General features: G+C 41.5%; 22 protein-coding genes. 12 read left to right on the plus strand and 10 right to left on the minus strand.

Features of this window, described 5'->3' with window-relative positions; all coding sequences use genetic code 11:
* Positions 1-14: 14 nt before the first annotated feature.
* Complete coding sequence (locus KP014_RS02750) at positions 15-296, minus strand: hypothetical protein (protein WP_036601507.1); 282 nt, start codon at positions 294-296, stop codon at positions 15-17.
* Positions 297-436: 140 nt separating this feature from the next.
* Here KP014_RS02750 and KP014_RS02755 point away from each other — a divergent pair, with 140 nt between their 5' ends.
* Positions 437-1,039, plus strand: coding sequence for a helix-turn-helix domain-containing protein (locus KP014_RS02755; RefSeq protein ID WP_051500484.1), 603 nt, complete (start codon positions 437-439; stop codon positions 1,037-1,039).
* Positions 1,036-2,589, plus strand: a complete 1,554-nt coding sequence (locus KP014_RS02760) for a recombinase family protein (RefSeq protein ID WP_036601504.1) — start codon at positions 1,036-1,038, stop codon at positions 2,587-2,589. The genes KP014_RS02755 and KP014_RS02760 overlap by 4 nt, the downstream gene beginning before the upstream one ends.
* Before the next feature lie 78 nt (positions 2,590-2,667).
* Here the strand turns inward: KP014_RS02760 and KP014_RS02765 are convergent, their stop codons facing one another.
* Positions 2,668-3,495 carry a hypothetical protein gene (locus tag KP014_RS02765; RefSeq protein ID WP_036601501.1) on the minus strand — a complete coding sequence of 276 codons (828 nt, stop codon included), beginning with the start codon at positions 3,493-3,495 and terminating at the stop codon, positions 2,668-2,670.
* A 165-nt stretch (positions 3,496-3,660) separates the two neighbouring features.
* On the opposite strand from KP014_RS02765, the gene KP014_RS02770 reads away from it, so the two are divergent.
* Positions 3,661-4,017 (plus strand): helix-turn-helix domain-containing protein, encoded by a 357-nt coding sequence (locus KP014_RS02770; RefSeq protein ID WP_036601498.1) that lies wholly within the window; start codon positions 3,661-3,663, stop codon positions 4,015-4,017.
* 216 nt (positions 4,018-4,233) lie between these two features.
* On the opposite strand, the gene KP014_RS02775 is transcribed toward KP014_RS02770, so the two are convergent.
* Positions 4,234-4,977, minus strand: coding sequence for a leucine-rich repeat domain-containing protein (locus KP014_RS02775; protein ID WP_036601495.1), 744 nt, complete (start codon positions 4,975-4,977; stop codon positions 4,234-4,236).
* Between the two features lie 151 nt (positions 4,978-5,128).
* Positions 5,129-6,022 carry a TetR/AcrR family transcriptional regulator gene (locus KP014_RS02780; protein WP_036601494.1) on the minus strand — a complete coding sequence of 298 codons (894 nt, stop codon included), beginning with the start codon at positions 6,020-6,022 and terminating at the stop codon, positions 5,129-5,131.
* A 138-nt stretch (positions 6,023-6,160) separates the two neighbouring features.
* Between KP014_RS02780 and KP014_RS02785 the strand changes: the two genes are divergently transcribed.
* On the plus strand, positions 6,161-6,751 hold the full coding sequence (locus KP014_RS02785; RefSeq protein WP_036601490.1) for an isochorismatase family protein: 591 nt from the start codon (positions 6,161-6,163) through the stop codon (positions 6,749-6,751).
* A 509-nt stretch (positions 6,752-7,260) separates the two neighbouring features.
* Here the strand turns inward: KP014_RS02785 and KP014_RS02790 are convergent.
* Positions 7,261-8,037, minus strand: a complete 777-nt coding sequence (locus KP014_RS02790; RefSeq protein WP_036601489.1) for a class I SAM-dependent methyltransferase — start codon at positions 8,035-8,037, stop codon at positions 7,261-7,263.
* A 122-nt stretch (positions 8,038-8,159) separates the two neighbouring features.
* Between KP014_RS02790 and KP014_RS02795 the strand changes: the two genes are divergently transcribed.
* The 6 genes from KP014_RS02795 to KP014_RS02820 all read left to right on the plus strand — a co-directional run bounded on the left by KP014_RS02795 (position 8,160) and on the right by KP014_RS02820 (position 13,760).
* Positions 8,160-8,384 carry a hypothetical protein gene (locus KP014_RS02795; RefSeq protein WP_036601487.1) on the plus strand — a complete coding sequence of 75 codons (225 nt, stop codon included), beginning with the start codon at positions 8,160-8,162 and terminating at the stop codon, positions 8,382-8,384.
* 210 nt (positions 8,385-8,594) lie between these two features.
* Positions 8,595-10,055 carry a hypothetical protein gene (locus tag KP014_RS02800; protein ID WP_036601484.1) on the plus strand — a complete coding sequence of 487 codons (1,461 nt, stop codon included), beginning with the start codon at positions 8,595-8,597 and terminating at the stop codon, positions 10,053-10,055.
* A gap of 148 nt (positions 10,056-10,203) precedes the next feature.
* A complete protein-coding gene (locus KP014_RS02805) occupies positions 10,204-11,061 on the plus strand; it encodes a hypothetical protein (protein ID WP_036601481.1) in 858 nt (285 codons plus the stop codon).
* A gap of 373 nt (positions 11,062-11,434) precedes the next feature.
* Positions 11,435-11,884, plus strand: coding sequence for a LytTR family DNA-binding domain-containing protein (locus KP014_RS02810; protein WP_246590632.1), 450 nt, complete (start codon positions 11,435-11,437; stop codon positions 11,882-11,884).
* Positions 11,885-11,898: 14 nt separating this feature from the next.
* Positions 11,899-12,321, plus strand: coding sequence for a DUF3021 family protein (locus KP014_RS02815; RefSeq protein ID WP_036601479.1), 423 nt, complete (start codon positions 11,899-11,901; stop codon positions 12,319-12,321).
* A 134-nt stretch (positions 12,322-12,455) separates the two neighbouring features.
* Positions 12,456-13,760: an alpha/beta hydrolase family protein gene (locus tag KP014_RS02820; protein ID WP_036601477.1), complete on the plus strand. Its 1,305-nt coding sequence runs from the start codon at positions 12,456-12,458 to the stop codon at positions 13,758-13,760.
* Between the two features lie 132 nt (positions 13,761-13,892).
* Here KP014_RS02820 and KP014_RS02825 read toward each other — a convergent pair whose 3' ends face one another.
* Positions 13,893-14,591, minus strand: a complete 699-nt coding sequence (locus KP014_RS02825) for a DUF4386 domain-containing protein (RefSeq protein ID WP_036601475.1) — start codon at positions 14,589-14,591, stop codon at positions 13,893-13,895.
* Between the two features lie 77 nt (positions 14,592-14,668).
* On the opposite strand from KP014_RS02825, the gene KP014_RS02830 reads away from it, so the two are divergent.
* The gene (locus KP014_RS02830) at positions 14,669-15,538 is read left to right on the plus strand and encodes a helix-turn-helix transcriptional regulator (protein WP_036601474.1); all 870 of its coding nucleotides are present in this window, start codon (positions 14,669-14,671) and stop codon (positions 15,536-15,538) included.
* Positions 15,539-16,197: 659 nt separating this feature from the next.
* Here the strand turns inward: KP014_RS02830 and KP014_RS02835 are convergent.
* Together KP014_RS02835 and KP014_RS02840 are read right to left on the minus strand one after the other, a co-directional pair.
* Positions 16,198-18,225, minus strand: coding sequence for a BbrUII/HgiDII family restriction enzyme (locus tag KP014_RS02835; RefSeq protein ID WP_051500483.1), 2,028 nt, complete (start codon positions 18,223-18,225; stop codon positions 16,198-16,200).
* Between the two features lie 23 nt (positions 18,226-18,248).
* Positions 18,249-19,349, minus strand: coding sequence for a DNA cytosine methyltransferase (locus KP014_RS02840; RefSeq protein ID WP_051500482.1), 1,101 nt, complete (start codon positions 19,347-19,349; stop codon positions 18,249-18,251).
* A 351-nt stretch (positions 19,350-19,700) separates the two neighbouring features.
* Between KP014_RS02840 and KP014_RS02845 the strand changes: the two genes are divergently transcribed.
* Positions 19,701-20,957, plus strand: coding sequence for a DNA cytosine methyltransferase (locus KP014_RS02845; RefSeq protein WP_051500481.1), 1,257 nt, complete (start codon positions 19,701-19,703; stop codon positions 20,955-20,957).
* A 48-nt stretch (positions 20,958-21,005) separates the two neighbouring features.
* On the opposite strand, the gene KP014_RS02850 is transcribed toward KP014_RS02845, so the two are convergent.
* The gene (locus KP014_RS02850; protein WP_051500480.1) at positions 21,006-21,809 is read right to left on the minus strand and encodes a NaeI family type II restriction endonuclease; all 804 of its coding nucleotides are present in this window, start codon (positions 21,807-21,809) and stop codon (positions 21,006-21,008) included.
* Between the two features lie 75 nt (positions 21,810-21,884).
* The gene (locus KP014_RS02855; RefSeq protein WP_036601471.1) at positions 21,885-23,009 is read right to left on the minus strand and encodes a hypothetical protein; all 1,125 of its coding nucleotides are present in this window, start codon (positions 23,007-23,009) and stop codon (positions 21,885-21,887) included.
* Positions 23,010-23,032: the final 23 nt, after the last annotated feature.

Raw genomic sequence — 23,032 nt, forward strand, 5'->3', positions numbered from 1 at the left:
TTTCCTACCCGAAGTCATGCTACCATTGCCATCTCTAACTCCCAATAGACTCTTCTGGTTTCTTCTTGCTCTGCGAAATAACTGTGATATTCTGCTGGGGTTAATGATTCAAGAAATTCGGCAAATACCCTGTCTTGTTCATTTATCGAATCCTCATCTACTGACCAGCACTGCGTAAACACTGCTGGTACAATGCCCCATTCATCATTTGCTTCGCCCGCTTCATTAGAAAGAAAGTCTAGTACAATACTCGACACCCTATCTATAAAAACATCAAGTCGGTTAATTGTGTTCATTCCGTCTGTTCCCTCCGTTACGTGTAAGTTTGTATCTCCACAGTAGCATACGGTAGCATATAAATCAAGTATAAAGTTGCATTGGTTGATATTTATGCTACCATATGCTATAATCAGGGGTATCAAAGGGAGGAATGAAAATGAACGGCATTGATTTCGGACAAGAACTAAAACGAATACGGACAACCACAGGTATCTCCTCTAAGGTTCTGTCTTCGAAAGTTGGTAAAGCAGTAACGTACGTCTCGCAACTTGAAAACGGAAAGATAAAGAATCCCGATTACAATACCTGCTACGCTCTGCTTAACGAACTTGGGGTCGACGAATCTAAAATCGAAGGTATTCTGGACTTCTTTGGATTCATCTCACCTGAAAAAGAGAAAGCGAATCTAGAGATGAATATTAAGTTGATGGAGCAAGAGGAAGAGAAATGGGCTTCTGGATGGTATTCAAAGAGGTATGACGAAATCCATAAGAAACAATCCATCTTCGAAAACACTTTATCCAGCTTCATTCAGTTTGATCTATCCAGAGCAGAGAGGGTCATTGGTAACTTAGCTATGCTTACCGAAGAGGAAGAAGATTTCGAGTTCTTCTGTTCCTTGTTCGAAAATAATATCGCTTCACTTGATTCTAAAAGTAAAAGGGAAGTATTACGGTGGGTAGCTGAGTACGTACGAAACAAACAGAACGATGCGTTCTTTGCAGACGATGAGATTGATACGGAGGATATGGAGCGATGAGGGTAGCGTTGTATATACGTGTTTCGACAGAAGAGCAAGCTAAAGAGGGCTACTCAATTGATGCCCAAATCAATGTGCTAAAAAGTCATTTTGAGAATAAGGGCTATGAAATTGTAAATGTTTATAAGGATGATGGATACAGCGGCAAGAATATCGAGGATAGACCGAATTTAAAGATGCTTCTAGCCGATAGCGGAAACGGTCTGTTTGATATGGTGGCAGTATGGAGAATTAACCGAATGTCACGGAAGCAATTGGATTTTCTTCAGATCATTGATACGCTTGAAAAGAACTCAGTTGCTTTCTTCAGCCTTAGTGAAAACATCGATGCTTCTACCCCTGTGGGTAAGTTGATGTTACAAATATTAGGAAGCTTTGCTGAATTAGAAAGAAATCAAATCATTGAGAACGTGAAGATGGGTATGAACGAACGTGCTGAACAAGGCAAATGGAATGGTGGTATTGTATTAGGCTACAAGTCAGTAAACAAACAGCTTATTATTGATGAAAAAGAAGCTACCCTTGTTCGCTATATATTTGACCTTTACATCAATGGTAAGGGCTATAAAGCAATTGCTAACCAATTGAACAAAGAGGGCTACAAAACCAAAAAGAACGCCTTCTTCGCCATCCCAACAATACGTACAATTATCATTAATCCTTTGTATGCGGGCTTCATTCGGTTTAATCAGGTTCAAAATTGGAACGAAAAGAGAAGAGCAGGTAAGAATGAAAACTATACTCTTGTCCAAGGCGAGCATAAACCTATAATTGATCTGGCTGTTTGGGAGAAAGCTAAATCAATGAATGAAATGAAATCTCACAAGCCTATAAAAACCTTTCACGGTCACTTCCCGCTTACTACCCTATTGCGTTGTCCAATGTGCGGACAGGGAATGATTGGACATAGAACTAAAAACTCCACTGGTGAATACCTCCGTTATTATCAATGTTCGGCATTACGCTCTAAAGGCTCTGCTGTATGTAAGACCAATTTAGTAAGGGCAGATGAAGCTGAAGCTTTCGTCTTTAAGAGAATCGAGCAAATTACATCTAATCCTGATCTCTTAGAGAAAATTGTAGGAAATGTAAACGGTAAGGTCAGAACATTAAAACAACCCCTCCAAGATCAACTTGAATATATTCAGGAACAACTTCTGAATATTGAGAGACACATTAAGCGGTTGATTGATGTGATCGTAACTACAGACAATCCCCCTTCATCTGTAGTGGAGAAGTTGGGTACGTTCGAAGACGAAAAGAAAAAGCTGATTGAAATAAAGAAGGATACAGAGTATGAACTCAATAGACCAACCATACAAGAGGTTTCTTTTGAGCAGGTTCATCAAGTCTTATCGGGCTTCTCAACGGTAATAACGAAGGTTGAACCAGTGAAACAAAAAGACTTACTTCACTCAATCATAAACAAGATCACTGTTAACGTTGGAAACAACCCCGACGAAAGAAGCGTCAAGGACATTGAATTGTTCTTTGACGCTTCAATTAACGATGACTTTGTGTTTACTTGTGGTACGGTTCACCGCGATTGATCTTCACCGTTTACTTTTTTAGGTATTCAGCCTGCGTTATTTATGATACGGCTCCCTCCGATAAGGAAGACGAACAGACTAAACCAACTGCTGGTGAACCTCCAGCAGACATCCCCTCAAGCGTTCCTCATACTGTCGAATCTGCTCCTCATCCGCCCCTTCTCGCAGCGATTCGAATAGGGCCATACACTTTTTAAAATTCCTGTCATTCCCTGACTGGTGAGCCAGAATCAATGCCTGCATCGCGTATTTCAACGCTTTATCTTGTCTGCCAGCCTGCTTGTGGTATAGTGCCAAGTGATGACAATAGCTATAATAATGCGAGACATTGCCTGCATCCTCGTACTCCCCAAACTCAGCTGCCTGCTCCGCAAACGTATCTAAAAGATCATCCACACTCAGACCATGCCGTAGCGCAGCCTGCAATATCGTATCCAGCCCCGGCAGCAGTTCCTCCGGATTATTCTTCAAAAAAACCACATATTCCGCCAGCCGTTCCGTCTTCCCCGACAAAATATCCAGCGCATATCCATTCGCCCTTGCCAGGAACCTGAACTCCTCGACAATCTGCATACCTTCCTCCCCTAAATCCTCCATCCAGCCGAGTTCCGCATATTTATCAATGTATTCTCTGGCCCGATTATACTGGCCCTGCTTCTGGCAAGCAATCCCCCGCATCAGATGACTGAACCCGTAATAGTAAACCAGCGGACGCGCCATATTCACATGCGGCACAGGTAATCTTTTGGCCTTGAAAAACTGCCGCTCCTCATAAATGCACTGTGCATAGCTGTAGAGAATGTCCGATGTGTTCAGCAGCTTGTCCCAATTCTCGAAGAGAAAAGCTATTTCCAGCATTTCGACAATGATATCCGGCTTGAGGGATTTCAGAATGGAAGGGCGCAAGGTAAGGGCCTCCTTTTTTATCCATTTTTAATTGATTGTATAGTTGTTTGCATAGCTGGTCAATATAAATAGTACTTTTAAGTACAGTTAATTAAAATAATGATTTGTGTTTGATTATCTGTAATGGTCAGCGTACCTCTTCTACCCTTAAGTGGAGGTGATCCCATGAATTTACCAGAAAGCGTTGGCAATCGGATACGTGAGCTTAGAAAAGCAAAGGGATGGACACAAGAACAACTGGCCGAAGCTGCATCGCTTCATTACAGTTACATAGGTGGGGTAGAACGGGGCGACCGTAACATTTCTTTAGAGACATTAGAGAAAATAATCGCAGCCTTTCAAGTTTCAGCCAGCGAAATTTTTCGGTTTGAAGAAAACACCGACCGCCGCAAAGCGATAGATGAACATATGACTTTGATTAGTAGTAGGAGTACAGAGGAAATAGCAGCAATCACCAAGATTACAAGGGAAGTTATTGCTGCTATGGGGATTGGATTGAAACATTCTCGACCCGGAACGTGAATTCCTAGTGAAAAAAACGTTCATTGCATTAGCCCGTAAGCTATTGCTCATTGTTTATAGACACGGACCTTTTAAAGACGAGACTCGATCATCCAACCGTTTTGATTTTCACAGAAAAAACCACTCGTAAGCAATCCGAGTGGTTTTGTTCATTTCTTTTTATAAATTGGGGTCAGATTACACCCGAGAGAAGCTTGAATCTACTCCGGCTGAGTTTCATTTGTTTTCCAAAGATACTATGACGTCATTGTTCTCCAGCTGCTGGATAACCTGCTCCGCTTGCTCATTCAGCGGGTTGTTTGCCAAAGATACTTCTTTTAATTGCGGCATGGTTTCGAGCACTGCAATATCCCGGATGAGATTATCATCCAGATAGAGATGCTCCAATGTTGGATGATTTTTCAACGGCGTCAAATCTTGAATTTTATTGCCGCTCAGCAAGAGCCATTCTAACTTCAATTTCTGAATGGGACTTAGATCCTTCACCTGATTTTTACTGGCAATAAGATAAGTCAGCTTATTTAGATTTTTTAACGGCACTAGACTTTTTATCTTGTTATCGTCAACAACCAGTGTTTGCAGAGTACTTAACCTGGAAAGCGGTGAAAGGTCTGTAATCTGATTCCCGTCAACATTTAAATACGTTAACTTCTTCAACTTGCTCAGCGGTGTAATATTCCTTATCTTTTGGCTAGGAAGAACTAAGCTCTGTATGTTGACGGCATATTCAAGACCTTGAAGACTGGTAATTTTAAACTTGGACTCCCTAGCATACAAAGACTTCAACTTCTTCAAATCAACCGCCTTCAGCTCTTTATTCGCCGGCAGCTTTAATTCCGCTCGAATGACTTTCGCCAAAGCCGGGTCCGTAATGACGGATGCTGCCCAAATGGATGTTGCCGGTAACAATACAAGAACCAAACAAATCATGATGATATTTTTTACTAGTTTAGTAGGCATACAGACTCTCCTTTTAAGCAATTCGAACAGGTACCATTCCTTTGCTTTATCGGATTTCACTGCACAGATGTTTAGCTTGATAAAGATATGGTATTCTCCAAAGAGTAATCTAAAAAACTTGCCCCTACTTGCGGTTAGGGTTCTCTGTGGTTCAATCCCGTTCAGATAGGACAATCTGCTTTAACTGGATGACCAGGCTCTTAAGCTCCTGCTCCTGTTCCAAAAAGGCGCACAGCGCCTGGATGAGCGGCCGCTTTAGCTGCGGCTGGGCAATCTCAGCGCCTAACAGATGAATAACCTCTTGTAGATCCTTCCGCCGAGCGCTCCCGTCAGGCCAGACCTCCAGTGCAGCCGTCACTCTGCCAAGCAGCTCCTCAGCAGCCTGCGCTCTGTCCCTCCGCCAGTCGTCCGAGCCCATGTGGATGAAAGCGTCGTAAGAACTTTGCCCGAGCAGTGCCTTCGAGCCTGCCTTTGTCATATGTGCGGCGAGCGCATCCAACTTATCGACGATAAACCAAGCCGTATCTTCAATCGACAGCGGCTTCACCTCATAAAGGATGCGCAGCAGATAATCCTTAAGAATGGCACGGTATATAAACACCAGATCCCACAGAAACGGCTCAATTTGCGGACCATAAACTTCTAGCAGCCAAGCCTTGTGCCACTCCATCATGCGGCCGCGAACATGATTCCGAAGCGGACGGAAGGTAGCATCCTGCGTAATAGGGAGCTCCGTAAACTCAACCAAAATACGGTTGAATTCGATAAAATACTGATAGCGGAACACAATCTGCTTGACGAGCCCTTCCTTGGGAGTCCCCGTCTCTGTTTTCTTCAAATGCTCTGCCTGGTCAAAATACGCCGTCTGGCACTCATCGAATACTTGGCAGAATAGGTACTCCTTCGAGGGAAAGTATTTGTACACCGAGCCCTTGGCAATGGAACAGTCCTCGGCGATCTCTTGAATCGAAGTCGCAAGAAACCCTTTTTTCTTAAACAACTGGAAAGCTGAACGGATAATCTCCTGTTTCGTTACACTCATCATCACAAATCCTCTCTTGACACCTCGTGACCAAGAGTACAAAATAATAAACATAGAGTCAAGTGACCAATAGTTCATAATTTTATACAAAGAGTCATGGTGAGGGTCAAACTCGATTTTGTTCACGGAGTGTGATGATTCATGGAAGAATTATTATTTCATTTTCCTCAGACAGCCTTAATCGTAATTGATTTGCAGAAATGGCTTGGAACCCGCTATGCCCCTCATTCAGCTGAGCAAGTCGTCAGCCGTGCCGCCTCCATGGTGAAGGCGTTCCGAAACGCAGGTGCATTCGTGGGGCTCGTGCGCGTATCCAGCAAGGACTTCAAGGATATGCCGCGTCCTTTGCTGGATCAGGCTCCTCCTGCAATGAACCTGCCACCCGGCTGGGATGAAATTGTGCCAGAGATCGGTGTCACGGACAGCGACCACGTGATTACAAAGCGCCAATGGGGTGCCTTCCATGCGACGGACCTGGATCAGCAGTTGCGCCGGCGTGGCATTACGACGATCGTCCTTTGCGGCATTGCTTCAGGTATTGGTGTGGATACCACAGCGCGAGAAGCCTTCGCCCACGGGTATCAGGTGATTTTTGCGATAGACGCCATGACTGGCTTCAGTGAGGCGGAGCATGAGCATGTGCGTTCCGTGATCTTCCCGCGGCTTGGCAGAATTCGCACGACGGCGGACATTCTAGCCTGTGCGGCCCTTCACAATTCGACTCCTGAATAACGAAGCTATCGAAATCAGAGCCAGGCATCCTTAGGGAAAAATAATCGAAAGGCGGCCCCCTGCGGTTTCATACGGGTAGCCAGGGTAGAACTTCTCTGCCCGAGGGGCAGGGGCAAAGAATGAAGTAGACGGCAAATCATTGTCTGCGACCTCGGCGGGTTCAGGCTGAGCCGCGTATGCAGCTGATTATTTTATACCTATCGTTATATTTCGCCGTTATTTTATGATAAGGTTCTCCGCGTTGTCTGTAACGGCAAGTTTTAGGGCCATCCTATAGTGGGATGGCCCTTTCTTTGATCTCGCTTTGTTCAACTATCGTTCTTCGATAGTTCAGTAATCAATCAACATGAAAGTAAATCGTTATGATACAGTCCCCTTCCATTTCTCATTCGGTCCTAAGCTCATTTCATCCCTTGTTACGCCGTAAGGTGTGCCTCCGGAGGTATATCCCGATATGAAATAAAACTGGTCGTCTTAATCATTTCTTGGAAAGTATGTATCGGTAGTGGCTAAGGCTTTCTTGCTAAGAATAATTCTATTGTATCGTGTAAATTAATATGTCCACCGTAATGGTTGATTGCTTCTATAATTTCTTTTTCAAGAAGTATTCGTTTATCCTCCTGTAATGCCCTATGGTCTGAATAAGTATTAAGAAGTGAAACGTAACTTTTAGCGTCAAATGTTCTTGTTCGATGATATAGCTTAAAACTCACATCAATAAAACCGTACCGTTTAATTGTATTGACCATTTCCAAACAGTTTTCCTCGCTGTGTCTGTGTGCTAATATCGGCTTTTTAAATAATGGTCTATATTTGTCATAGACTTTCTGCATTGCAGTATGAAGGTCACCTTTTCTGGCTGGAAACGGACGATTCCAAAATAGTGCTAATACTCCGCCATTTCTCAAAAGTTGATAAACTTTTGTATATCCTATTTCTTGCGGTATCCAATGAAAAGCAGTTGCAGAATAAACTAAATCATAGTGATTATGATCAAGAGCTACACTTTCAAAATCATGATTGATCACATTGAAATTAGCAAATTCCGAAAATTTTTCAGCTGAGAAATTAGCCAAAGATTCACCAAGTTCGATCGCCGTAACCTTGCAGCCGGTATACAAAAAAGGTAATGTGGCTTGTCCTGTCCCTATACCTATTTCTAGAGCTTTTTTACTATTATTTAAGTTTGAAAACTGAATCACATCATGAAACAGTTCTTTTACATACGTTGGGCGCATTTTGTCATAATTTAATACATCTTCATTAAACTTCAGGCGTAAATCCATTTTTTACCTCCTTTAAATATAGGTTAAACTAAATCACCGCTAAGCTCTACTGCCGTACATATATCATATTCGTGACCTAGAGCCAAGACCCCTTTCGAGGGGTCAATTGAACGAGACGAAGCGTGGATGTGACCGAAAACCAACAAGAGACGTACGAGCGGCTGGTCGAGGCCGAAGACCGCCTGATCCGGCAGCTCGAAACCTGCGAACTGGCCCCTTCCGCCAAAACGGCGAAGGGGGCTTTTGCTTTTCGCAAGCAAAAGTCCCCCCCTCCAGGTACCGCGTCGTTCTGTGATCCCAAAAAGCTCGCAGAATCCCGTTTGCGCCGACTTTTTCGCCATGCGTAGCCCATCCCAAACCCATGCCCGGCAAAGCTCCTTTCCAAGCCTGCTGCGGGATTTTCCAAAAAAACTTACCGTTACTTATGATACGGTTCACCGTCTCATCAATAAGGCGAAATTTAGAACATCCTATTAGCCTCCCTTAACAAGCCATCATAATTGGGATATACTAGAATAGTAGTAAAAATTTCTAATAAAAGAGAGGAGTTTGTAATTATGAGAAAAACACTTTCTATCGTTATCGTCATGAATCTAGTTTTCAGCTTTGCCTTTGGCCTCAATGCGTTTGCTGCCGATGACATGGCGGAATCCGGGGCTACCCCTGATGCTCATGTCACAGAACAAGTACTGCAGCCGAGTGGAGAGATTATATCCGAGCTTACCAAAGCTGCGCCTGAGATGGATTCATCGAAATTGAAACAGCACCAAGTAAAGGCATTCGAGAATTTGAAATCAGCTTCAACGGCTTCGAAAATGCAAAAAGGATTGATTGCGGCTCCACAATCTATTAGCTCTACAGCCACAGCGGCGACTTATACATATACGGGCTACATTCAACAGGAAAGTACGTCCTCCTATTTATACCCTATTTATGTACAGCCGGGGAGCATACTGCAGGTCCAAATGGATAGTCCAGCATCAGCGCAGCTTGATTACGATCTTTATCTCTATGAATTTGATATGTCCACCGGGGAGTTGAACCCGAATCCGATTGATTATTCGATTTATGGAACTTATTTGAATAACTATGAAAATGGATCCGGGACCTTGGCCGAAAATGTCGGCACGAGAAACAGTACTGCCGGTTCCAAAGCCTACTTGATTGAAGCTTATGGTGCAGTTGGAGGCAGCATTAACGATCCGTTCTATTTAACAGTCTCCACAAGCTCAACCTATGATGCATACGAGACGGACGAGAATGCGCTTCATGCCTATCCTTTCACGGTGGCCACAGGAGGTTCTACTCTTGCAAGCCGCTCCATCAATTCGGAGGTAGATCAGGATTGGTATACAATCACGGTTCCTGAAAGCAGAAATTATGACGCAATGCATATTGATTTGGACCAAGCGTCTCTAGGCAATGGCTACAAAGCGGAATTGTATAGCGCATTAAGCAATAATCGGATGGCATTGACGCCCTCCGAAAATGGCAACGTGTCACTGGGAACAGGCACTTACTATCTGCGGGTTTATACGACAAATGCCTATTCGGATAACAACTACTCACTCCATCTGCAGCCGGTATTAAGAGCCGATAAACTTGTTATAACGGGCTATAACTCCAATGGCGGTCCGAATGATTACCCCAGCTATGCATATGGACGCTACTACCGGATTACAGGAAATAGCTTTACGGTGACCGGCGTTGCTGCGACCTCGGATAACTATGCCGTAGCCAATGCGGAAGTCGAAGTCATTTGGGAGAATGATAATTGGTCCGAAGGCAGCAACAACAGATATCGGAGCGGAAAGGTATGGACAAACAGCAGCGGCGAATTCTCCATTACGTTATCCTTGCCTCCCTCAACCGGAAGCATTAGCCAATATTTGCCTGGCGCCATAAGCTTCACTCACTATTATGACATTTGCGGCGTGTTGGCGAGGGTAACGGATCGCCCTAGCGTGAACGATACAGATATTGTGTATCATTTTGCCTACAGCATTTACGGGGGTTGATAAGATCGACGAAAGCGCAATGGGCAGTGGAATAAACTGCCCGTTGCTTTTTTTTGTCCAATTATATAAAAAATATGGAATAATATTCCGATATTATGGATATAAGAGGAAAATCGAAATAAATAAACGGGATAGGGGTGGGTTAATTATGAAGATTTACAGTTCGACCCAGTATGACTTAAATTTATACATAAATTCGAAACAGCATACCGATAAACCGGCCTTGATCACAGGCACGATACCCGAACTCTCGCATGACACCGATACAGTGGAAATCAGCCCGGCTGCCAGAAAGTTGGCGGCATCCGATATTGTGAATCATTCGGCTAAATATTTTGGAACCGTTCAAATCAATGATTCGCTGAATCGCCTTCTCAAAGATCAACCCTCGGAGGTGAAGGAAGCTGTTTACGGCATCATTCAATCCAATTTCATTACCGACGTAACCGGAGAAGAGGAAAGATCAGCGTTATTAGAATTGGGACTCACTCAAGCTAAGTATATCGCGGACAACTACATGAAAGATGACGAAGCGGCGGAATTTATGAATACGATCCGTCAAATCGGAGCCATCTCCAAAACCAGAACCGTAGACCCTGAAACGAAAGAAATCCATTACGAAACACCCCCGCAAAGGCCTATTGGGGCTCCGGACGATTATATAGATTTGACCGATATGATGCAGAAATTCGAGCCGGAAACGCTGGACAAGCTACAGGAAGCTATTGTGAACGGAAAAGACTGGGGTAGCATCTTGCGAACCTTCGCTGAGAAAGCATCGACTCGTAAGGATTGGTTGAAGGAATACAGAGAGGGAGCAGCCAAACAGATCGGGGACATCGTCGGTGAAAACAGATTCGGGAATGCCTCTACTGCCAGCTTGACTGAGTTTCTCAAAGATACCAAGGACATGATTGCCAATGCCGGATTTAAAAATACCGGGTTTATAACAGACAATCTAGAGGCTTTTATGCGAACGTTGGGAAGCCCGAAAATGGTGGAATAACCGAAAAAAATGAGGGAACCGTTCAAGCTCTTGCCGGACGGTTCCCTCATTTTTTTGTTAATCGCATCGGCATCCGCCTTCTAAATGAAGTCCATTCTGTAATGGAGAACGACGTACAGCTTAAGAAGCAGCTTTTGGAATCTCTGATTGAGCGTATCATCTCAACACTGACTAGACTCTTAAGAGCATCGAGTTCAAGTTTGAATGCCCAATCAGCTTGCCACTGAGAATCAAGACAAAAACGTTACACTCACTTATGATACGGTTCACCGCGCTGTCTTTGATTTCACTTCCCCTTGTATATCGTTGTATCCTATCTTTACTTCTTTTGTTATAATCGTTAATTGTTCGAATCGTCTGAGATCTAGTTAAAGTGGGTGAGGATATAAAAGTTTCAATAGAAGAAATAAACAAAGAACAGGAAGAGGAAATCCTCATCAGGTGCCATGAGGTAGATGACGAAATATGCGACATCGTAAATAAGCTGAAAACAGAAAGCCTCATTCTGCTCGGATATCATAATGAGCGTGTCCACCGTATAAAACTTAGTGATATCTATTATTTTGAAGCAGTTGACGGAAAGGTTTTTATTTACAGCAAGGACAAAGTTTTTGAGGTAAAACAAAAGCTTTATGAGTTAGAGGAATTATGCAAAGAAAAGAACTGTTTTCGTGCATCCAAATCAACTGTTTTGAACATAGCTAAGATTTCAGTTATTCATCCGTCAATAAGCGGCCGATTTGAAGCCGTGCTTGATAACGGGGAACGTGTTGTTATATCAAGGCAGTATGTGCCCGTGCTTAAAAATATGCTGGGACTGTAAGAGGAGGGACATATATGAAGATTTCAGAATTTGTAAAAGGGGTTATTCGAAATTTCTTGATCATCTTCGCAGCAATCATCATTATTATTACTATTTTGCGGCAAATTTTCTATCCTGATATGGTCTATGATTTGAAGTCGATCTATATCCTTATGATATTCTCACTTTTAGGCGCATTGACTGGATTTATTTTGTATTCTCCTAATGATATAAGTGAGAAGAACATGCGTGTACGAATCATAATTCATTTCTTAGCTTTGGAAATGATATTGATTTCCCTTGGTAATGTAATTGGAATTGTGAACAGTGCCTTACATGTAATCATTATGGCATTGCAAATTGCGCTAATCTATGTCATCGTTCGTCTGCTGTCATGGCAAGGTGATAAAAAAGAAGCCCAAAGGATTAACGAAAAACTAAAGGAACTGAAGCGGTAAGCTTTATAGCTTGCCGCTTTTTTTGCAGCTTATTTGCCTGTAGATACAGCTTATTGTATTTCTATATACTTCCTTTTAGCAGTTTTTTATGATGAAATCATCAAAATGAATACGAATAGGAAGGGAATACTACTATGGGGACATTACTATTTTTTATCGCTTTGATTATCGAGATTGCTTTTGCAATATATTGCATGGTAACGAAGCAAAGCCATCAAAAAATCAGAAATTGGGTTAGAATTGCTGTATTTGTTGCATTTACAACCCTCACCCTTTTTTCGGTCATCATTTGGAGCTTCCGCTGGATATTGTGTGCAATCCTGTTATTTATAATGGCGTTAATTGGAACGGTTTCGCTGATCCGCATCAAAGCAAATCCCTACGAATACAAAGGTGCTCGTATCGTCAGAAAAGCAATCATTATGATCGTTGTGCTGACATTTGCATTTACACCTGTACTTGTTTTTCCGCAGTATAAATTGCCAAAGGTTACGGGCGAATATAAAGTCGCAACAGCCACTTATACTTACACAGACAACAGCCGCATTGAGGCATTTACCGACACAGGGAAACACAGATTTGTTAATGTGGAATTTTGGTATCCCCAACATGCAGACGGCACATACCCGCTATTGGTATTCTCCCACGGGGCATACGGTATTAAGTCGAGCAACACCTCTACCTATACGGAGCTTGCCAGCCACGGTTATGTAGTCGTTTCAATTGATCATCCCTATCATTCCTTTTATACGGCTGCAGCGGATGGAACGAAAGCTATGATCAATTCAGAATATTACCGGGAAGTCAGCAATGCCAACAAAGAGGGCATTTACACGGTGGAAGAACTCTACGGACTCATTCAAAAATGGATGAAGCTGCGAACAGACGATATGAATTTTGTAATTGATACGATACTTGAAAAATCCAAAAGTGACAGTAACCCCATCTATCAACATATCAATACAGCCAAAATCGGTGTGTTCGGGCACTCCATGGGCGGCGCAGCCAGTGTTTGGCTTGGCAGAGAGCGTGATGATGTGCATGCGGTTGTCAATATTGATGCCCCTCTGTTCAGTGAGCTTAGTTATGATGAAGATACTGATGATTTGGTGGCAACGAACAAAACCTACACGACCCCGCTTCTTAATATTTATTCTGACGATGTTTGGAGACAGCTTGATAACAATTCCACTTATGCGGCAAACAAAGCGGCTGATCGAAACTTCTCAGAGGTATATACCGTTCATTTTCAAGGTGCAAAACATTTAAGCCTGACCGATTTACCGCTTTTTTCTCCTGTACTTGCAAATATGCTGCAAGGTGGAAAAGCAACGATTGATACCTATTACTGTATTGAAACCGAAAATCAAATTATTCTTAATTTCTTTGACTATGTATTAAAGGGAATTGGCCCTTTCACACCCAAAGAAACATATTAATCGAAATATTACAAGGTCATAAATTTACATCAATATATAAAGACAAAGCCACTCCTTTGACAATGGAGTGGTTTCTTCGGATATACTTCTCTTTTATTAATCTATCTCTATTTGTTTAATAGGGCAAACAATCTAACACGCTTTTAGTTTTTCGAGGTTTTGCTTGTGAAATCCCTTCACAATCAACCAGACTGCCAAACTCAATTCATAAACGCCCACAGGTAGAGCAATAAGTCCTTTTGCTGCAGAGAGAGGTTCTACGATACCGAACATTTCTAATAGACCGGCTATGAATACGAGTACAGCTGTAATCATACCAAACAGCGCTAACGGTCTTGGCACTAAACCTGTTTTAAAAAGCAAATAGCTATACAATGCCGTATTGATACCCAGCATAAAATTGGGACCTAACATCGATGTCCAACGATGGAAAGCTTGCAGCATGTAACCGATCTCGTGAAGATTTTCTTCACTTGCTAAGCTGTTTGCTTCATAATGTATACTAAGCTGCAATAAACCCAATATACTCACCACACCTATTGCAATAAGAACAGCTTCCATAAATCGAAAGCATAGATATCCTAGTGCTAGTTGTTCATTCCAACGACGGAGATAAGGAAACAGCATAACCGCTGTACCTACTGCTGTCAGAACGAGCAAGAGATCGTTAATGACACCGAGCAAAACCTTGGTTTTAAATCCATTTGCCACGGACATATACCATTGTTCTGACAATACCGGCTCATATGAGATAACAGCGATGACTGAAGTGACCGCAGCTACAATATAAAAAATGCCGATTATGATCCCATTCATTCTGTCTTGCGTCATTAACCTTACCTCCTTTGGCTAATCACCATTGTAATAATAATCATAGATTATTCTGAAAAAAATGATTGGGGGTTATTATGGACCATTATGAAGTCATAGAGAGTTCTTTAATCCATATTGAGAACAATTTAGACCAGTCTTTATCACTAGAGTCTGTGGCTAATACCTTTAACATGTCCAAATATTACTTTCACAGACTTTTTTCTGCCATGATGGGTTGTTCTTTAAACAACTACATACTATCCAGAAGATTGAACGCATCACTACCATTCATTCAAACCGATAATTTACCACTAACAGATATAGCCTACATGCTAAACTTTGGAACACAATCATCTTTCACCCGCGCTTTCAAACGCCAATACGGTATTGCTCCAAACTCTCTAAGAGTAAAAAATTTGAACATACTTCAAAGTCCAGTGCCATCTGTCGTTAAAAGACCCATTAAAAACATCAATGGTGATATTGTCACCGATTTCACCCTAACGGAGTTCGAATCAATCAGGGTGAGCGGCATAGCCTTTGAGGTTGACCTGGCAACTGATGATTACAAAACGAAGATTCGGTCTCATTCAAACAAGCTGTTAAATGACATTGATAAAACAGTATCTGGCTCATGTTATGTCATTTATTCGAATTGCCAACCCAACTCAACCCGCTTCAAGGTCTTGTTCGGGATCCCAAGTGATATTCAAATAGAGAAACCTTTTTATTTTTCCGTTGATTTACCACAGCTCTTCTGTGCCAAGTTTAAATATTTTGGTGATCTCCTTGATATAGGTGATGTTTTCATAACTGATTATGCAAGATTTTTGAAGATTTCCAGGCAGGAAGCTGACGATTCTCACATCGAACTTATTCAATTTTTTGATGACATCCACAATCTTGATTCGGCCTACCACATCTACGCACCTATCAAAAAACTAACGATTGACTCAGATTATTAAGATCGCCATATGGTAATCATAATCTTCTTTATGTGCCTCCATTCCGTTTCAGTAATTATTTGATGAACATAAGATAACATCATGGCATAAAATGCACTTTCCAAATCTTGCTGTAATGAAAAAAGCACCTCTATTGAGATGCATATTCATCAACGATGTGACTATTTTCTTTTAGTGAATAGCGGCACCACTCGACCTCGCTGTTACTTATGGTACGGTTCACCGTAACATTTGTAGGGCGAAATTTCTTGTGCCTCGGCGTGCAAAAATTCGCCTTATGAATGTTATGATCCTCGTACCATTCATAAGGCGAAATTAAGGGCACCCGTTTGGGTGCCCTTTATGATTTCGATCCGTTTCTAAAAATTCTTTAAATCCATATAATAAGGTATTTAATGATGTGGTTTTCGTAGCGTAATAATTTAAATAAAAACGAATAAAATAAGGGAATCATCCGCATTCTAATACAACATGCTTTTCTAAGGAGTGAATAGAGTGCTTCCATCCACCAAAAACAAGGCGTTTCTATCTGCATACGGTAAAGGCTGGGATGCTGCTGAAAATGGCTATTCACCAGACTCTTGTCCGTATACTGATCATCGTACTAAATCAGGAGCCATCACTTTTAGCAGAGCCTTTATGAAATATTGGATAATGGGTTATGAAGGATTTTTAACTTCTACTGCTTCACTTTCTGAAGTTGCTTCTGATTCTCCTCCTTCATCAACAACCCCCATTACTCCAGACTGAATATTTTTCAATAAGTCATATAGTCTTCCTGCATTTTTACTCTTACTCAAATAACTTTGATATGACTGCATTGCATTTCTAATCAGCTCAGGATAAAGCACAACTCGTGCATCCTGCCTCTTTAATTTATCAACATCTTCTTCTCTTTTCTTTGAGTTCTCCCAGCCCTTTAAAGGCTTGCCTAGAACACATATAAATTCTAGCGGTTCTTTTGCCCCGGATTCATCAAGTATTTTTTGCATAGCATCTCTATATTTGTCTATTTGCTTTCCAAGCTCCCAATAGTCGACTACCCTATCTGGACGTTTCAATTCAATTATTACGTTCTTCCCTGAAACACTTTTGTAGCGTATGTCCAATCTTGAGCTCTTCTCATCCTCACTCAAATCAGCTTGAAGAGCCCCAAATATTTTACTAACACGCTGTTCCATATACTCGGAGTCTGTTGCCCGTTCCCAAGCAGGATCTAGCAACCACAAATGGTCAAAAAGATGCTTCTGGATGACTTTTTCTAAATCATTGTCATCAACTCGATTTTGTAAGACCCTAATAACCTCAATTCTTTCTTTAATTATTTGATAGTAGAGAGATGCCTCCAAATCATCTAATCTACCAAAGACCTCTGTTAGGGCAGGTAGATTTTCAATTGAAATTTTCTCCAACGCTTCTAGGTTATCACGATTCTTCAAACTCTCAAATGCTAAAACTGCATGGCTAAACAATGTCCCTCTATCTTCAGACGAACCCACCGTCACTTGATTAATACGCCCAAACAGTTTTGTTGCGGAACTTTTATAGTCGGGACTCAAAGAATTAAACCATTCTTTAAGTGCAGGATTCTTTAGCGCTTCATCTTTGCCCTTCTGCCCCCGCAGAGAAGACCACTTACTTTGAATCTTTTTCAGTTGTTCTTTTACCCATTCTCTCAATTCTATGTAACGTTGATCATCTTCAATAATATGCTGCCGACTACTTGTTGCAATATCTTCCATATTGTCGTCATCAAGAAAATCAGCATGTATTTCTCCAATTAGATAAGTACTATATATCCCTGTTTCATTAATTTCCGCTAGTATATCTTCTTGTGCAAGTTTTTTCCTTACCATGACAACTATCTGATTCAGGCTCTCTGTGCCATCTTTTAAATCGCTAGATTCCTTTACTGTACCTATCCATCCAGACACAGAATAACCACTTTTTGTTTTTGTGTCTTCAAAATGCTCCGTTGATTCAACGGTACGTGGTAATTCAACATCGCCATACAACCAAATATTCTCTAGTTTATTAAAGTAGTCTCTATCGGCAATAGTAATTGGATCTCCATTCACTATTACAGAGAAATCATTCTTATCTCCAATAACACTAAATCTTCTTGCTAGCTTTTTTCTCAATGATGTCTCAAATATCCGCTTTTGACGAAGATCACGGAGTACGATTTTCGTCCCATTCTGCCAATTTATTTCTTCATCAGATATTACCTGGGGTTTATATGTTCCCCCCATATCTCCAGTTCCCTTTATTTGTTCTTTTAACTCTGGTAATGACATTAGCAAAGCGCTTTTTTCATTATCTCTAATTGAATAAATTTCAATGGTATCCGCTATAGAAAACAGTGATAACTTTCCAATGCCTTTCCGCCCCATTACAGCTCTCTTTAGTCCAAGCGATAACCTTCCATCTTCACTTTCTCTTCGTCCATATCCCACCCTAAGAAACTTATGATTGATATCTGATTTTGTCATCCCATGCCCATTATCAAAAATGGTAATAATGCCATTCTCCTTATCAATATCTATAGTAACTTTTAGAGCATCGGCATCCCATGCGTTTGCTACCGTTTCAGCAAGTACAGATGCAATGTTACTATACAAATTAATACCCAAGTGATTAAGGACATTCAAACTGATAGTTATTTTATATTCCTCTTCCTCTGTCAAAGTTATTCCTCCATTTACATTGATTATTTGCGTCGATTTTTAATATCGTCTTCCCATTCAGTTATATGTGCACGTAGGCTGTACCCTATGATTTCACCTAGTTTTACAGGAACTGCATTACCAATCAAACGGCCAACTGTTTTTATAGACACAGGTTCTCCCGGCGGAACAAACTTATACTCCCTAGGAAAGCTCTGCAGAATAGCCCCTTCTCTAAGAGAGATCGCTCTATCTTGCTCCGGATGTCCAAATCTTCCATTCCCAAAACCGAAAAATTGAGTAGTCATTGTTGGGGCAGGATCATCCCAAACCATTCGCCCATAGACACTCCTATATCCCTTTCCAGAACCCTTCTTATGGCATTCCGCAACAAGATGCTCCCCCCAATCCTTCCAAGTGCCACCAGGTCGAGAAGCACGTATTCGCTCCAGATTCTTCTTAGACAAAGATGATGATTGGTGCAAAGAATCTTCTTCATGAGTTGCTCCTGCGGTTAGTGGCGGTAAATCACCAATAGCTTCACGTACTGACAATGTAGTAATATCAAACTTACCCGGCTCAAGTAAATTAATAGATCCAAACTTTGAAGCTAAGAGTACAAGTCTTTTTCTGTGCTGAGGAAGTCCATACTCTGAACAATCAACAACTTTATAACTAACAAAGTATCCCTCTTCAGTCAATTGTTGAACAAAATTATTAAATACATCTTGTTTAATTAACTCAGGAACATTTTCCATTGTAACTAGGTCTGGAGAGCTTTCTCTTACTAAGCGAGAAAACTGCAACAACAGCCACCATCTATCATCATCTTTATCAGCTTTTCGATTGTATGTAGAAAATGTTTGACAAGGAGCACAGCCAGCTAATAAGTTTATCCCATTTTTCCGGAATCCAGCTTTAATATCTTTAGCGCCTAACTCCTCTACTGATTTCAATTCAAATTTGACCTTTTGATTATTAGATATATATGGGTAACTACATGCTGGGTCAATGTCAACTCCAAGTTTAACATCTATGCCGGATTTTACCAGCCCATGAGTCAACCCCCCAGCTCCGCAGAATAAGTCGACCGCATAAATCTTTCGTTTTGATAAAGTATTCTGCTTAAGTCTAGTTGCTGACATTCAAGTCCCTCCTCTATCAATTCGCTTTTTATAGTTATTATGAACTAAATGTTCGACAATAACCATATAAATCCCTTTCTTAACAACCTTTTCTTTCTACTTTTCCCTTTTGCTTATTGAGTGTATATTTCATTAATAGGTTGTAAAATCATCTAATTATTTTGATATATAAAGTAATATACTACTGCAAATAGTCATTCAGCTTTTTAACATATCAATTGAGAATATTTCACTAAAAAGTAATTGTAGGAACATACGTTCCATGATAAACTGATAGAAGATTCGGGCAACCAAATATGATATCATAGATTACGCGTAGTTTGAACATCTTGGAGAGGAGCTAACGACAGTATGTCCAAAAGAACCTATACAACTATTGACTTATTCTCGGGAGCAGGCGGGCTTTCCTTGGGTTTCAACTCAACGGGTCGGTACAAGTCGGTTTTTGCAGTGGAGTTCGATCAAGCCGCTGCTCACACCTATGCAAGGAACTTCAGTCATCAGATTATTGAGAACGATCTACTTCAAAATGAACTGCTTGATATAGATGTACCGGGCTACGTGTTCAATGACGATATTAGAAAACTGGGAACGGTAAATCTTAAAGCTGATATCATTATCGGCGGCCCTCCCTGCCAAGGGTTTTCTCCTTTAGGGAAAATATCTCCAAGGGACGAACACCTACGAATGAACCAACTGTGGCAGGAATATATGAGAGTCGTTGCCCAAGTTAAGCCTTTGGCTTTTGTCATAGAAAATGTACCGGAACTTTTAAAATCCAGAGAAGCCGTTGCAATTAGAACTCTCGCCGAGCGAATGGGCTACACGGTCAATTATGGAGAATTAAAAGCAGTTGAATTTGGTGTACCTCAACGCAGAGTCAGAGCCTTCATAGTTGGCATATTGGGTCCGCATCATCCTGCATTGCCTATGCCCGGTACTAGCCGTCGATCTGTTAGAGATGCAATCTCAGACCTACCTTTGTACCCTGAAACCACCAATTTGGACCCATTACCGACAGCCGGAACAGACGAATTACAAAATTTACACTTTGGTAGAAACCCTACGGAAGTCTCACTAAAGCGTTATCGATTAATACCGCCGGGTGGAAATCGTTTTGATCTTATGCGGCAAGCACCGGAGATCACACCTCGCTGTTGGTTGGAAAAACCTACAGGGACTACTGATGTCTTTGGTAGATTGCGTTGGGATGAGCCTGCTTATACAATCAGAACAGAGTTCTTCAAGCCGGAAAAAGGGTGCTATTTACATCCCGAAGCTCATCGTCCATTGACACATCGTGAAGCTGCACGATTGCAAACTTTTAGAGATGATTTTATTTTTGTCGGTTCCAAGACGCAAATTGCGAAGCAAATCGGCAATGCAGTTCCTCCAATGCTGGCTCAGGTTCTTGCGCAAAACTTGGCCAGACAATTGGACCGACTGTCCTCAGAGGAATTAAAGAAGGACAGGCACCGAATGACAACTACAGCCTTCAATGTATTGCTGGAGCAAGTAGTAACAGAAATCTATTCCAAGCCTTCAGTACAAGTGGAAGTCGAAGAGCCTTCGGAATATTCTCAGCTTTTGCAGAGCATTGCACGCTAAAAATACTAAGGACTGCCTCTTGGCAGTTCTTAGTATTTTTAATATTGCTCAGAGATCATAAAGTGCCATGAATTCATCCTTATCTATGGGTTTAAAACCTTTTTGAAGTAATTTATCATTGTCGTATTTTCCTGAGTAGATACTAATACCCTCGGGCTTAAGCCATTTCCGCGCATCGCGAACCCGTTTGGATGAGTCTTTCTGTTTTGCAACAGATTCAATGGCGGCACCATTAAAGATGATACCTGGGCAGGAACGGAACAATTCGTTAATTCTTTCTTGTCCGGACTTCTTTGAGTAAACACTCTCAATTACTTGAGACTCCAATTTAAGCAATCCATTCACGGGAAGAGATCCGTCGGATACAAGCCAAGAGATTGAACCCCTCCCCATGAGATTGATAGTTCTCTTACTATCTCTATTCTTTCCAGTATTCAAAACCTCTTGTGTAATTCGCAAACACCCTGCTTGAAAAATTGATCTATCGTCATCCGCAGATACAAGGAAGCAGATATGACCATCTGCCTCTAAGGGTATAGTCCAGTTTTTCCCGATTGTAAATTTAACATCGACCTCTATTCCATCGATCAGAGCATCCATGACATTTCCGTAAGGCAACTCAAGCTCGTGTTGAAGCATATGTTGGACTCGGGTACCGATGTATGTTTTTTCTGTTTTATCCAACTGGGCTATGCTGAATCTGCCTGTATACCTTCCGTTTACAACTTCGTCAATAGATTTTCTGAGTATTCGACCCATTTTCAATTCAAAATTAGGAATACTCTTTAAATAATTAATAACTCGAATCAATTCGTAATCTGTACTGTCTGGACCTTCCAAAAAGAAATTCATCTGTTGCACATCCTCCACCCCGTTGCTGGGTTTCCTTTTTGCCGCGGTTTTTACAGCCCGGAAACCATTTTATTTTTAGGGACTCTGAATAAGCGATTTGTTCAAAATAGCAGTTTTGAACTTGTCCATTGCATAACTTTTTATCAATTTAACAACCTGTTTCTCTTGTATCGTTACCAGAGTGGTAGCCTTATCAGCAAAATCCTTAATGGAGGCTCCCAACAGGTAACCGTCATTGTCTGCAAATATATAACGATCATGAAAATCCTTTGCTTGGCACCATTCGAAGTTCCCTCGCTGATCCCTGAACTTCTCAATAGCAACCGGAGCATCGCCTTGCAGTTTTGATGTCAATAGTCTAATTCTAGCTCCGGGATTCACTTTCTCAAGCATAAGAAACAGCGTAGAATCTATATAGTTGTCGACAATAAAGAGTTCTTTCTTCACATTGGTAAAAATGTTCATAATAGTATTGTAGGCATCAAATTGCTTGCCTTTCTCAAAGAAGAACGCTGAAGGTTGTTGATCCTTGGTTTCATTGCCAAGAGAATCCCATGTGTGGTCAAACCACAAACGCTCTTGTGGCTCAAGGGTCCGCCACTTTGGATGGACAAGACCTACTTCTAAATTGACTTGGTTGTAAGAATCCCCCACATCTTTATAATAAATCTGAACTTTATCTTCTATGACTGAAAAACCGGTGTCCAGAAGGTACTCCGCCTCTACCGTTGTGACTAGATCTTCGATTTTATTGGTAATGCTATTGAAACCATATTCATGAACCAAGAACAAGTAGGGAGTATCTTTCTCCACAAAAAACTTGATTTGTGCGAATCCGGTTCGATGCCCAAAGCCTATATTGTCTTGGAAAATTGTCATTCTTTCTTCGGAGAATATTCTTCTTCTGCTCTCTGAGGTTAAGCCTTGGCTGGCCTTCAACAAGCAACTCAGAATATAATGCTTGGAACTTAGCCCCCAGCGCTGTCTGTGCTGTACCGCCTCGCAATAAGATCTTCCGAAGTAGTCATAATTATGCCACAACTGTTCTTTAGGAAGGGCGCTCAGAATTTGATCGTATCCGTGGTATCGGGTCTGCATAAATCCGACCAATTTCTTATACTCGGATAGGGTAACCGCTTTGTAGTTCTTCTCGATCTTTTTTATGACTTCATCGTATTCTCTTTGCTGCATTTCCTCCATAAGCCCTCTCCCACAGTAATAAT

The sequence above is a fragment of the Paenibacillus sophorae genome (assembly GCF_018966525.1).
Taxonomy (GTDB): Bacteria; Bacillota; Bacilli; order Paenibacillales; family Paenibacillaceae; genus Paenibacillus_AQ; species Paenibacillus_AQ sophorae.

What these genes read in the sequence shown, in the direction of transcription:
- KP014_RS02800 (WP_036601484.1), top strand. Translation starts at nt 8,595, where the DNA reads ATGAGAAAAACACTTTCTATCGTTATCGTCATGAATCTAGTTTTCAGC.
- KP014_RS02825 (WP_036601475.1), bottom strand. Translation starts at nt 14,591, where the DNA reads ATGACGCAAGACAGAATGAATGGGATCATAATCGGCATTTTTTATATT.
- KP014_RS02760 (WP_036601504.1), top strand. Translation starts at nt 1,036, where the DNA reads ATGAGGGTAGCGTTGTATATACGTGTTTCGACAGAAGAGCAAGCTAAA.
- KP014_RS02815 (WP_036601479.1), top strand. Translation starts at nt 11,899, where the DNA reads ATGAAGATTTCAGAATTTGTAAAAGGGGTTATTCGAAATTTCTTGATC.
- KP014_RS02770 (WP_036601498.1), top strand. Translation starts at nt 3,661, where the DNA reads ATGAATTTACCAGAAAGCGTTGGCAATCGGATACGTGAGCTTAGAAAA.
- KP014_RS02790 (WP_036601489.1), bottom strand. Translation starts at nt 8,037, where the DNA reads ATGGATTTACGCCTGAAGTTTAATGAAGATGTATTAAATTATGACAAA.
- KP014_RS02755 (WP_051500484.1), top strand. Translation starts at nt 437, where the DNA reads ATGAACGGCATTGATTTCGGACAAGAACTAAAACGAATACGGACAACC.
- KP014_RS02785 (WP_036601490.1), top strand. Translation starts at nt 6,161, where the DNA reads ATGGAAGAATTATTATTTCATTTTCCTCAGACAGCCTTAATCGTAATT.
- KP014_RS02805 (WP_036601481.1), top strand. Translation starts at nt 10,204, where the DNA reads ATGAAGATTTACAGTTCGACCCAGTATGACTTAAATTTATACATAAAT.
- KP014_RS02820 (WP_036601477.1), top strand. Translation starts at nt 12,456, where the DNA reads ATGGGGACATTACTATTTTTTATCGCTTTGATTATCGAGATTGCTTTT.
- KP014_RS02845 (WP_051500481.1), top strand. Translation starts at nt 19,701, where the DNA reads ATGTCCAAAAGAACCTATACAACTATTGACTTATTCTCGGGAGCAGGC.
- KP014_RS02850 (WP_051500480.1), bottom strand. Translation starts at nt 21,809, where the DNA reads ATGAATTTCTTTTTGGAAGGTCCAGACAGTACAGATTACGAATTGATT.
- KP014_RS02750 (WP_036601507.1), bottom strand. Translation starts at nt 296, where the DNA reads ATGAACACAATTAACCGACTTGATGTTTTTATAGATAGGGTGTCGAGT.
- KP014_RS02855 (WP_036601471.1), bottom strand. Translation starts at nt 23,009, where the DNA reads ATGGAGGAAATGCAGCAAAGAGAATACGATGAAGTCATAAAAAAGATC.
- KP014_RS02780 (WP_036601494.1), bottom strand. Translation starts at nt 6,022, where the DNA reads ATGATGAGTGTAACGAAACAGGAGATTATCCGTTCAGCTTTCCAGTTG.
- KP014_RS02830 (WP_036601474.1), top strand. Translation starts at nt 14,669, where the DNA reads ATGGACCATTATGAAGTCATAGAGAGTTCTTTAATCCATATTGAGAAC.
- KP014_RS02840 (WP_051500482.1), bottom strand. Translation starts at nt 19,349, where the DNA reads ATGTCAGCAACTAGACTTAAGCAGAATACTTTATCAAAACGAAAGATT.
- KP014_RS02775 (WP_036601495.1), bottom strand. Translation starts at nt 4,977, where the DNA reads ATGCCTACTAAACTAGTAAAAAATATCATCATGATTTGTTTGGTTCTT.